General features: G+C 46.7%; 10 protein-coding genes. 8 read left to right on the forward strand and 2 right to left on the reverse strand.

All coding sequences use genetic code 11. From position 1 onward, the window contains the following. Genes accC through NFR99_RS11080 form a run of 4 tightly spaced genes read left to right on the forward strand, consistent with a single transcriptional unit; the run spans nucleotide 1 to nucleotide 4,716 of the window. Nucleotides 1–1,341, forward strand: a complete 1,341-nt coding sequence (gene accC / locus NFR99_RS11065; RefSeq protein ID WP_120484483.1) for an acetyl-CoA carboxylase biotin carboxylase subunit — start codon at nucleotides 1–3, stop codon at nucleotides 1,339–1,341. 5 nt (nucleotides 1,342–1,346) lie between these two features. Continuing rightward, entirely contained in the window at nucleotides 1,347–3,047 is a 1,701-nt protein-coding gene (locus tag NFR99_RS11070; RefSeq protein ID WP_135976100.1) for an acetyl-CoA carboxylase carboxyltransferase subunit alpha, read from the forward strand. A gap of 19 nt (nucleotides 3,048–3,066) precedes the next feature. Continuing rightward, entirely contained in the window at nucleotides 3,067–4,119 is a 1,053-nt protein-coding gene (locus NFR99_RS11075; protein WP_251353632.1) for an NAD(P)H-dependent flavin oxidoreductase, read from the forward strand. A 54-nt stretch (nucleotides 4,120–4,173) separates the two neighbouring features. Beyond that, nucleotides 4,174–4,716 (forward strand): TetR/AcrR family transcriptional regulator, encoded by a 543-nt coding sequence (locus tag NFR99_RS11080; protein ID WP_120484485.1) that lies wholly within the window; start codon nucleotides 4,174–4,176, stop codon nucleotides 4,714–4,716. A gap of 89 nt (nucleotides 4,717–4,805) precedes the next feature. Here NFR99_RS11080 and NFR99_RS11085 read toward each other — a convergent pair whose 3' ends face one another. Together NFR99_RS11085 and NFR99_RS11090 are read right to left on the reverse strand one after the other, a co-directional pair. Then, nucleotides 4,806–6,992, reverse strand: coding sequence for an ATP-binding protein (locus NFR99_RS11085; RefSeq protein ID WP_251353633.1), 2,187 nt, complete (start codon nucleotides 6,990–6,992; stop codon nucleotides 4,806–4,808). Between the two features lie 238 nt (nucleotides 6,993–7,230). Next, nucleotides 7,231–7,833 carry a hypothetical protein gene (locus NFR99_RS11090; protein ID WP_120484487.1) on the reverse strand — a complete coding sequence of 201 codons (603 nt, stop codon included), beginning with the start codon at nucleotides 7,831–7,833 and terminating at the stop codon, nucleotides 7,231–7,233. A gap of 252 nt (nucleotides 7,834–8,085) precedes the next feature. On the opposite strand from NFR99_RS11090, the gene NFR99_RS11095 reads away from it, so the two are divergent. The 4 genes from NFR99_RS11095 (at nucleotide 8,086) to NFR99_RS11110 (ending at nucleotide 11,580) form a co-directional block, all read left to right on the forward strand. After that, the gene (locus tag NFR99_RS11095) at nucleotides 8,086–8,571 is read left to right on the forward strand and encodes a hypothetical protein (protein ID WP_120484488.1); all 486 of its coding nucleotides are present in this window, start codon (nucleotides 8,086–8,088) and stop codon (nucleotides 8,569–8,571) included. A 100-nt stretch (nucleotides 8,572–8,671) separates the two neighbouring features. Further along, nucleotides 8,672–9,115, forward strand: coding sequence for an ACT domain-containing protein (locus tag NFR99_RS11100; protein WP_120484489.1), 444 nt, complete (start codon nucleotides 8,672–8,674; stop codon nucleotides 9,113–9,115). Between the two features lie 28 nt (nucleotides 9,116–9,143). Next, complete coding sequence (locus NFR99_RS11105) at nucleotides 9,144–10,358, forward strand: homoserine dehydrogenase (RefSeq protein ID WP_120484490.1); 1,215 nt, start codon at nucleotides 9,144–9,146, stop codon at nucleotides 10,356–10,358. 25 nt (nucleotides 10,359–10,383) lie between these two features. Beyond that, nucleotides 10,384–11,580, forward strand: coding sequence for a cofactor-independent phosphoglycerate mutase (locus tag NFR99_RS11110; protein ID WP_251353634.1), 1,197 nt, complete (start codon nucleotides 10,384–10,386; stop codon nucleotides 11,578–11,580). Nucleotides 11,581–11,616 lie beyond the last annotated feature (36 nt).

Consider the following 11,616-nt stretch of genomic DNA (forward strand, 5'->3'; position numbering starts at 1 on the left):
ATGATTAGGAAAGTTCTTGTTGCAAACCGGGGGGAGATTGCGGTGCGCGTCATCCGGGCATGCCGGGAGATGGGGATTGAAACCGTTGCAGTATACTCTGAGGCAGATAGGGAGGCGCTTCACGCGAAGCTTGCGGACGAGGCGATATGCATTGGCCCGGCGGCGCTTGCAGACAGCTATCTGGCTATGGAGAAAATTATCAGCGCGACTGTGGTATCGGGTGCGGATGCGATTCACCCGGGCTATGGGCTTTTGTCGGAAAACAGCAGATTTGCAGAGCTGTGTGAAAAGTGTAATATCGTATTTATCGGACCGCCTTCCGGGATTATCTCCAGGCTGGGAAATAAGCAGGAAGCACGCATGACAATGAAGGGCGCCCATGTGCCGGTGATTCCCGGAAGTGACAGTGCGGTTTATGATGCGGAAGCCGGGCTGGAAGCAGCCAGGGAAGCAGGATATCCGGTGATGATTAAAGCAGTGCTTGGCGGCGGCGGAAAGGGAATGCGGATGGCTGCGGATGAGGCCGAATTTGAAGCAAGTTTCTATGTTGCCCAAACCGAAGCAAAGAACGCTTTTGGAGATACAGCCATGTATGTGGAGCATTATCTCACACGTCCGCGGCATATCGAGGTTCAGATTCTGGCGGACAGCCACGGAAATGTGATTCATCTGGGAGAACGGGACTGTTCTATCCAGAGAAATCATCAGAAGATGATTGAAGAGGCGCCCTGCGGCGCATTGTCAGAGAAGCTCCGCAGAGAAATGGGAGAAACAGCCGTCCGGGCGGCAAAGGCGGCAGGCTATGTAGGCGCCGGAACGATTGAGTTTCTTTTAGAGAGAGACGGAAGATTTTATTTTATGGAAATGAATACCCGTATCCAGGTGGAGCATCCGGTTACGGAATGGATTACAGGGATTGATTTGATAAAGGAACAGATACGGATTGCAGCGGGAGCAAAGCTGTCCTATACGCAGGAGGAAGTGAAGATTGCAGGGCATTCCATCGAAGTCCGGATTAATGCGGAGAAACCGGAAGAAGGTTTTCGTCCATGTCCGGGGACGGTTACGGGGCTTCATCTTCCGGCTGGAAAAGGGGTGCGGGTTGATTCTGCTATTTATAGCGGTTATGCAATTCCGCCTTTTTATGATTCCATGATTGGAAAAATCAGTGTGTGGGCAAAGAGCAGGAAAGAAGCTATCCGAAAAATACAGAGTGCGCTGGGGGAAATGATTATAGAGGGTGTAGATACAAATATTGACTATCAGTACGGTATCTTAAATCATCCGGAATTTCTGGCAGGGAATGTGGATATCGGATTTCTTGAAAATATGCAGAGGTGATGGGAATGGATCTGGATCATGTATTTAAGAAAACAAATAAGAGATTTTTTACTGCGAGAGGAAAAAAACCGGAGGTGCCGGAAGGGCTGCTTTGTAAATGCAAAAAGTGCGGCGCGGTCATTGTGGCGGAGGATGTGCGCAGAGACTATTACGTGTGCCCAAAGTGCAGAGGATATTTCAAGGTAAAAGCTTATGAGCGTATTAAGCGCGTGGCAGATGAAGGCAGCTTCACGGAATGGGACAGGGAGTTTGCAGGCGGAAATCCAATGGAATTTCAGGGATACGAAGAAAAACTTGCGGCTGCAAGGCTGAAAACCAGGCTGAAAGAGGCGGTAGTAACCGGAAAATGCCGGATTGGCGGCACGGAAACGGCGCTCTGCGTCATGGACAGCAGGTTTCTTATGGCCAGCATGGGGAGCGCCGTAGGTGAGAAAATTACGAGAGCTGTAGAAAGAGCTGAAAAAGAAAGGCTTCCAATTATCATTTTCGCGTGTTCCGGAGGCGCCAGAATGCAGGAGGGCATCCATTCTCTGATGCAGATGGCAAAAACATCGGCAGCGCTGAAACGGCATAGTGATGCGGGGCTCTTGTATGTCACCGTATTGACAGACCCTACTGCGGGAGGCGTTACTGCCAGCTTTGCTATGCAGGGTGATATCATTTTGGCAGAGCCGGGGGCGCTGATTGGCTTTGCAGGACCCAGAGTTATTGAACAGACGATAAGGCAGAAACTGCCGAAAGGGTTCCAGAGGTCAGAATTCCTTCTGGAACATGGATTTATAGACAGGATTGTAGAGCGGGATGAGCTAAGGGATGTACTTGGCAGCATTTTACGGATGCATAGAAAAGAGGAGCGTTCTTCATGTCTGGCGGCAGCAGATAAAAGCACGCCTGGCCGCGCGGCGAAAAAAGCATGCCGGCAGGGGGATGACGCCTGGGAATGTGTGCTGCTTTCAAGAGATAAAGACAGGCCGGCAGGAAGCGATTATATTGACAGGCTGTTTGACGGATTTTATGAATTTCATGGAGACAGATGTTTTGCGGATGATAAAGCAGTTATGGCGGGGCTTGCATATTTTCATGGAATTCCGGTGACGGTCATTGCCCAGGAAAAGGGAAAAAATACAAAGGACAATGTAGCACGCAATTTCGGAATGTGCTCGCCGGAAGGATATCGGAAAGCCCTGCGCCTGATGAAGCAGGCAGAGAAATTCGGAAGGCCGGTTATCTGCCTAATCGACACACCAGGGGCATTCTGCGGGCTGGAAGCCGAGCAGCGCGGACAGGGAGAGGCTATTGCCAGAAATATTTATGAGATGTCGGGGCTGAAAGTGCCAATCCTTTCGATTGTTATCGGAGAAGGCGGAAGCGGCGGCGCTTTGGCGCTTGCCGTGGCTAATGAAGTATGGATGTTAGAAAATTCTGTATATTCTATTTTGTCTCCTGAAGGTTTTGCAAGTATTTTGTGGAAAGACAGTAAGAGGGCGCAGCAGGCGGCAGAGGTAATGAAGCTGACAGCCCGCCACCTTCTGGAAGCAGGAATCGTAGAGCATGTCTTTGCAGAGCCGGAGGATTTTTCCAGAGAAAACCTGGAGGAAGTGACCGGCCAGATAGAATTGAAAATCCGGGAATTCCTGGACAGTTATGGCGCGATGGACGGGGAGGAACTGTGCAGTCAGAGGTATGGACGGTTTCGCAGGATGTAGAATGTATGGGAGAAGGAAAATGGAACCTTTAAAAATAGGCGATTTGATTTTGAAAAAACCGATTTTCCAGGGCGGGATGGGAATCGGCGTTAGTTTATCAGGGCTTGCCGGGGCGGTAGCAAAAGAAGGCGGCGCGGGCACGATTTCTGCGGCGCAGATTGGCTTTAGGGAAGAGGATTTTGACGAGAATCCCCTTCAGGCAAACCTGCGGGCTATGGGAAAGGAATTAAAAAAAGCGCGCGCTGCTGCGCCCGGAGGCGTTCTCGGATTTAATATTATGGCTGCGATGCGCCATTATAAAGAGTATGTCATACAGGCAGTAAAGCTTGGCGCGGACTTTATCGTATCGGGAGCAGGGCTTCCGGCAGAGCTTCCGGCTCTTACAGGGCGTCATCCCATCAAGCTTGCGCCCATTGTCTCAACGGAGAAATCGGCCAGGGTGATTCTTCAGTATTGGGCAAAAAAATACAGCCGTGTACCTGACTTTATTGTAATAGAAGGGCCAAAGGCAGGAGGGCATCTGGGATTTACCAAAGAACAGCTGGAGGGACTTAACGGAGACAGCTATAAAGCTGAAATCAGAAGAATGATAGAAAGGATCCGTCAGTATGAAGAACAGTTTAAGAAGAAAATCCCGGTAGTCCTGGGAGGGGGAATCAGCAGCAGGGAACTGTCCAGCCAGGCATTTGCCCTGGGGGCAGACGCCGTCCAGGCGGCCAGTAAATTCGTTGTGACGAAAGAATGCGACGCCGCAGAGGCGTACAAAAAAGCCTATATAGATGCAAAGAAGGAAGATATCATCCTGGTAAAAAGCCCTGTCGGAATGCCGGGAAGAGCAGTCAGGAACCAATTTACAGAACGCGTTATGTACGGTGAGAATATCCCACCGAAAAAGTGCCGCCGCTGCCTGAAAAAGTGTAACCCGGCGGCGATTCCTTACTGTATTACCGAATCGCTCATCCGTGCGGTGAAGGGAGATACAGAAAACGGATTAATCTTCTGCGGCGCAGACGCATATAAATCAGACAGGATAGAAACTGTGGCAGAGGTTATCAATGGGCTGCTTCCATAAGGGCGGCAGGTATGTTATGATATACAGCAGAATATCCTTCGGAGGAACGCGCTGATGCCAAATTTATTTTCAAAGAATTATAATAAAAGGACAAGATTTACCAGAATGTGCATAGGTGAGGCCGTGTTTGCCCTTATGGACAAAAAGGCGTACAGTGCAATAAAGATTTCGGATATCGTAAAAAAGGCAGGCGTGTCCAGGATGACTTTTTATCATTATTATGAAAGCAAAGAGGATGCGCTGGCAGATTTTTTCCATGAGATTGTTGCCGGATATGTGAGAGAATGTATTTCCGGGAAAGGGAAGTACGGGAAGTTCCATGACGTGGAAAGTATTATACATGCATTGAAATACTTTGACCAGTATGCCGGATTTATTCTGAAACTGGTTCATGCGAAGCTGTATTATATTGTTATTGACGCCATGAACGAATATATGATGAATCGGATTCTGCCGCATTATAAAATTCCGGATTACGAGTTATATTTTTACGGAGGCGCGCTGCTCAATGTGTTCCTTATGTGGCAGGAGAAAGGAAAACAGGAATCTGCCGAAGAGATTGCCCGGATGATTGCCGCGGGTATAGCGCATTCCTGAGAGAAACGGGGCGGCGGTCAATAGGATATGATTGGAATATATGAAAAGGCCGCTGGAATGGGCAGCGGTCTTTTCGCGTTTTTTGAGTTTCATAATTGCTTTGCTGTATTCTCTATTTTTTTCAAAAGGATATCTATATCAATAGGTTTTGTTAGGAAATCGTTCATACCGCTTGCCAGGGCGCGCTCTTTGTCTTCCTGAAATGTGTTGGCGGTGCATGCATAAATCATGACGGATTTAGCATCAGCCCGTTCCAGTTTTCGAATTTCCATGGATGCGGTACAGCCGTCCATGACAGGCATCTGCATATCCATCAGGATAATATCAAATTCACCTATTGCAGAGGCAGAGAACAGTTCCACAGCTTCTATGCCGTTTTTCGCAAGGGAGGTTTCGAAACCTTCCATTTCCAAAATCTCCAGCAGGATTTCAGCGTTTAGTTCGACATCTTCAGCGACCAGGACTTTTACGGGGCGATTACTTTCTTTATCTGCCGCCAGGGTATCGTCCTCGGAAGTATTTTCTTTCTCAAATTGTTTCTGGTGTTCCGGGATATCTTTTACAATGACAGAGGGAATCGTGACGGTAAAGGTACTTCCGACATGAAGTTCACTCTCTACAGTGATGTTGCCGCCCATGGCGTTTGTCAGCAGCTTGCTGATTGCCATTCCAAGCCCGGTTCCTTTCACTCCGTTTGTATTCCGGTTCCTTTCCTGGCTGAAAGGGTCAAAAATTTGAGAGATGTATTCTTTTGATATGCCGATTCCTGCGTCTTCGCACTGATAAATTGTGGTCACATGCATAGCGTCTGTTTTTTCCTGGGTTACGGAAAAACGGATATATTTGCCTTTCGGCGTAAACTTAGCGGCATTCCCTATAATGTTCATCAGAATCTGTTTGATACGGGTGGCATCACCCTCAATGTAAGGTTCTGTCAGTTTTTTTTCGACAATAAATTCCACACCGCGGTTTTTAATATTATCTGCCTGCATGGAAGAAATTTCATCAATCAGTACAGGCAGAGAGAGTGGTTCGTTTATAATATCAACTTTGCCGGCCTGAAGTTTGGACATATCCAGAACATCGTTTACCAGGGACAAAAGGTAATTTGCCGTGCTGTGAGATTTTCTCAGCCATTCTTTAATCTGCGGCTTCCGGGTGTCATCGTCGATATTTGCCAGGAGCAGGTGATTCATACCGATTAGACCGTTTAGAGGGGTACGTATTTCATGGCTCATGTTAGAAAGGAATTCCTTTTGGGATTTTGCTTTTTCTGATGCCCTTATGGTTTTCAGCTGATATCTCATCATGACCAGCAGCATGCCGATTACAGTCGCGATGCAGATTGCCAGCATAACCATGCTCATAGTAACAAATGCCCTGGTCTGTTCCATGAAAACTTCTTCGTTTACAGACATAGTAAAATACAGATTTATTTCATTCCCAAATGGCATGAAATAAAATAATTCCCTATATTTTTCACCGTCATGCGCATGATAAAATCCGAAAGTTTCCAGGTTTTTAAGCCGCTGCCGGACTTCCTCATTTGAAAACTCAGAATCCCGGGACTCCGATAAATGTTTAAATAGGTTATTCCTCTTATTCAGGTAAATTTCCTTGTTAATATTTACGATATAGTCGCCGTTCATATCAATAAGGGCGCTGTGCCCGCGGGCTTCACCATTCTTGATAAAACTGTCAATAACCATATTATCACGGATAGATGAGATGTCGCTGATTCCAATCAAAGCTGACATTTTCTTTCCGCCGATTTTGGAGTCCTTCAAACGGATGCCGTACAGGATGTTTTCTTTTTCACCGTCCGTATTCTGAATGTTGCCTTCGAACCGTGCGACAACCTTTTCCGTGTCATTTAGAAAATACGAAAGGAAATCCTGCGCTCCGTTTGCGGCGTGGTCACCGGGAATACAGGAGGCATACTTATCCGTATAAACGGCGCCGTCCTCTGCGATAAGATAGATATGTGAAAATCCGCTGGAAGCGCATTCCAGATTTAGACCTGTCTCAATATCCTGTGGGGTTTTGCAGTTATAGTAAAAAAAACGCTGATGGATTTTAGCTAAATTCTCCCAGCAGGTTTCAATGTATGTCTGGATAGCAGTTTTATCATGTTCAGCAATTTCACTGATTGAATGGATAATATTATCCGAAATTGTCTGATTTAGCTGTTTAGTATAAAAAAATGTGACGAAACAGACAATTGCCAATGTAGAAACTGTTAGCAGAAAATAAAAAGATTTACGTTTCTTTTCCACTTTTCATACCTCATGTCTGCTCTGTTTGAGCTGCTGATTAAGTTTATAGGAAGTCATCGTTTCCTGAACGAATGATATTTTAATACTATATCATTTTTCTTAAAAAGTCTATACTTATTTGTGGCTGTCGGTCATGTCGGGATGCTTTTAAATCCCGGTTTGGCAATTATAAAAAGAATCCGGGTTCCGCCAGAAAGCGGTTCCCGGATTTATAATTTCTAACATGGTAAATAGCGTCTTACCAGGGATGGAAATTTCCATTTGAATCGGTAGCGCCATCATCGCCTAAGGTATAGGTGACGCCGTTGCCGTCTGCCCAGTTCCCGTTGGAATCTTTTGTCAAACGGACGAAAGAACCGTCGCTGAGGTAAAGGTCTACGGCCTCTCCGGTATCTGTGCCGTTTACTCCAGTGGAGCTGCGGGCTTCCGGCGGATCATAGTAGTACAGGGTTCCTTCATTATCAAGTATGTCGTGTTCAAGAAAAGTATAGGTTTTTCCGTTCTCGTCTGCCCATTCTTCGTCGGAATTCAGAGAAACATGGATACGGTTTCCGGCCTCGTCGTAAAAATAGCGGTCTTTCTCATCAGAAGCGCTGTCGGAACCAGGCTCTGTGTCCGGCGCTTCCGTAGATGTTTCCGTTTGTTTTATGGTTTCCGTCTGTTTCTGGGTTTCTGTTACTGCCTGTGTTTCTGTCAGCTTTTCAGTAGCAGGCTGAATCTGGCTCTCGGCCTGGGTACCGGCTGAAGTTTCATTTTCCGGGGCGGCTTTACAGCCATTGAGCATAGCTGTGCAGAGCAGGCTGGCGCATGTAAGTATGAAAAGTTTTTTATAATTTTTCATGTAGTATTCCTCCATTTCTGTTTGATGTCTGTACGCTCTTATTGTAGAGGATTCGACAAAATATGTCAATTATATTACACAATATTAATAAAATATTAAGCAACACATAAGAAGATAACAGAAAGCGTGAAAAAGCCGGCGAAGGCAAAACAGATGACATGATATTTGACAGATTCAAGGCAGTATATTAAAATAAGTAGAAAAAGCGGCAAAATGCAGCTTGCCAAAAGCTTACTTGCCTTGGAGGGTCATATGTTTAAAAAGATGAAAGAGTCAGTATCTGCGGAGAGGAGAAAACAGGGAAGTTCCGGGGAATATGAAGAGAAAGCAGACAGGGATAACAGGCTTTTTAAAAGATATGCGTTGATATCAAACGGTGCATATGCGTTGGCAGCCGTTCTTGTGGTGGGAAGCGCGATTATAAGAGTCGGCAGTGAAAGCATGCGGTTAATCGTCTGGGTAGCGCTTGGAATCGTGCTGGTGGGAATGATAGCTTCCGCTCTGGCAGGGAGCCATAATGGCAGTATGGAAAGCCGTTTTACGACAGGAGCCGGGACGGCGCGCGAGATAGAAAAAAAATATAAAGCACATTTGAAAGCCGAGAAGAAGCTTTTGGAAAAAGGGCTTCTGGAAGAGCCTGTGCTCACTCGGGAAATATCTGTAAAGGCAGAGCCGGTGTCTGCGCTGGAGGCAGGGAAACAAGAAGAACAGGCAGAAAAAGAGACAGTTTCCGACTGAAATTTTCGTGGAGAAAAACGGTTGCACCATTTTTCTAAATGTGTTAATATCTTTGTTGTGAAAACAGATGTATTCCAAGAGCGAACAAATGGGAGGTACTATGTTGAAAAAAAGCGAATACTTTGTGGTTAAGCAGAAGGCTGTCCCAGAAGTATTGCAGAAAGTAGTGGAGGCGAAAAGGCTTCTGGAATCTGAGAAGGCTGTTACGGTGCAAGAGGCAACAGAGCAGGCGGGTATCAGCAGAAGTTCATTTTATAAGTACAAGAATGACATTTTCCCGTTTCATGATAATGCGAGAGGGAAAAGTATTACCTTCGTGATTCAGATGAATGATGAGCCGGGGCTGCTTTCAGATGTTTTACATGTGGTTGCGGATTATAACGCCAACATTCTGACAATTCATCAGAGTATCCCGATTAACGGGGTGGCTTCTCTGACTCTGACGGTGGACATCCTGCCCACGACAGGGGACAGTTCGGATATGATTAAGGAAATTGAAGGAAAAGAAGGCGTTATGTATTTAAAAATACTGGCCAGGGAATGAAGGGGCCGAAAGAAAGGAAAGATTAGAGATGATACAGGTAGCAGTGTTAGGATATGGTACAGTAGGAAGCGGAGTTGTGGAGGTTATCAACACCAATAGCAGCAGCATCAACAAAAAGGCAGGCGAGGAAATCAACATCAAATATGTGCTTGACCTTCGGGATTTCCCGGGTGATCCGGTGCAGGAGAAAATCGTGCATGATTTTGATATTATTTTAAATGATCCGGAAATCCGGATTATTGCAGAAGTAATGGGCGGTGTAGAGCCGGCGTATACTTTTACGAAGAAAGCGCTGCTGGCAGGAAAGAGCGTGTGCACGTCAAATAAAGAACTCGTGGCAAGGCATGGCGCAGAGCTTCTCCAGATTGCCCGCGAGAATAACAGCAACTATCTGTTTGAGGCGAGCTGCGGCGGTGGTATTCCGATTATCCGGCCGCTGAATTCATCCCTCACCGCGGACGAGATTGACGAGATTACAGGAATCCTGAACGGCACCACAAACTATATTCTGACGGAGATGTTTGAAAAGGGGTCTGATTTTGCAGATGTATTGAAAGAAGCCCAGGATAAAGGATATGCAGAGAGAAATCCGGAGGCCGATGTGGAAGGTTATGATGCGTGCCGGAAAATCGCGATCCTGTCCTCCCTGGCATTTGGACGCCAGGTAAGTTTCGAAGATATTTATACAGAAGGCATCACGGGAATAACAGCGGCAGACATCAAATATGTGAAAGCAATGGGAAAGACTGTAAAACTGCTGGCATACAGCCGGAAAGTTGACGGTAACATCTATGCGATGGTAGCGCCGGAAATCGTGGGCGTAGATGATCCCCTGTACAGCGTAAACGGAGTTTTCAATGCAATTTTTGTTCATGGGAATGTGCTGGGAGATGCAATGTTCTATGGAAGCGGCGCGGGAAAATTGCCGACAGCCAGCGCAGTAGCAGCCGATATCGTGGATGAGGCAAGGCATTTGAATAAAAATATTATGTCCTTCTGGAGTCCTGAGAAACTGGAACTTGCGGATATCAGCAGTTCTGCGAAGAAATTTTTTGTACGCGTAAAGGGAAATCCGGAGACGGATTTAGAAAAAGTAAGGACAATATTTGGCATGGTTCAGCCTATTGTGCTGCCTGAGCAGGAGGGCGAGTTTGGATTTATCACAGATGTGATGTCAGAAGCGGCATACAAAGAGAAGGCAGAACAGTACGGAGAAGTTATTAACAGGATCCGTGTGAGATAAGCAGCAGGGATGGAGGCAGATAGATATGAAATATGTAGTAGTGCTGGGCGATGGCATGGCAGATGAACCCATTGAAAGCCTGGGGGGCAGGACGCCTTTGGAAGCGGCAGTGACCCCGGCGATGGATGTTTTGGCAGAAATGTCTGAGATTGGGCTGGTACATACGATTCCGGAGGGGATGAAGCCGGGGAGCGATACGGCAAACCTGTCTGTGATGGGATATGACCCGAAAAAGTATTATACGGGACGTTCTCCTCTGGAAGCATTAAGCATCGGCGTACCGATGAAAGATACCGACGTAGCAATCCGGTGTAACATCGTTACCCTTTCGGAAGAAGAGCCGTATGAGGAAAAGACGATTATAGATCACAGTTCCGGGGAAATCAGCACAGAGGAAGCGTCAGTGCTTCTGGAGGCGGTGAAAAAGGAGCTGGAAAATGAGACTTACAAGTTCTACATAGGAACAAGTTACCGTCACTGTCTGATATGGGACAGAGGGCAGGTAGCGGAACTTACCCCTCCGCATGACGTACTGGGCCAGACAATCGGGCAGTATCTTCCTATGGATGGGGTTTTGCGTGAGATGCAGAAAAGAAGCTATGAAATCCTGGCAAACCATCCGATTAACCGTGAGCGGAAAGCACAGGGGAAGAACCCGGCGAACAGCATTTGGTTTTGGGGACCGGGCACAAAGCCGATTTTAACCTCCTTTGAGGAGAAGAATCATAAAAAAGGCGTTATGATTTCAGCAGTGGATTTGCTCAAAGGAATTGCCGTAGGCGCAGGAATGGCAAATATTGAAGTAGAGGGCGCAAACGGCGGTCTGGATACGAATTATGAGGGGAAAGCGCAGGCGGCGGTGGACGCACTTGTAAAGCAGGGATATGATTTTGCATATATTCACGTAGAAGCTCCGGATGAAATGGGACACCAGGGAAGTATTGAGCGAAAAATAAAGGCGATTGAAAACCTGGACAGCCGGGTAATCCGTCCGGTAAAGGAAGGGCTTGACGCGTCGGGAGAAGATTACCGTCTTCTGATACTTCCCGATCATCCCACGCCGATCCGGGCGAGGACACATACAAGCGATCCGGTGCCGTATATTCTCTATGACAGCCGGAAGATACAGAAAAACACATGGAAATATAATGAGAGAGAAGCAAAAGCGAGCGGGAATTATGTTGCCGAAGGGCATAAGATGATGGATATTTTGTTTTCGTAAAAGAAACGTGCTGCAGGAAATTTAAATTTCCTGCAG

This window comes from Hominisplanchenecus murintestinalis, assembly GCF_943193015.1.
GTDB lineage: Bacteria > Bacillota > Clostridia > Lachnospirales > Lachnospiraceae > Hominisplanchenecus_A > Hominisplanchenecus_A murintestinalis.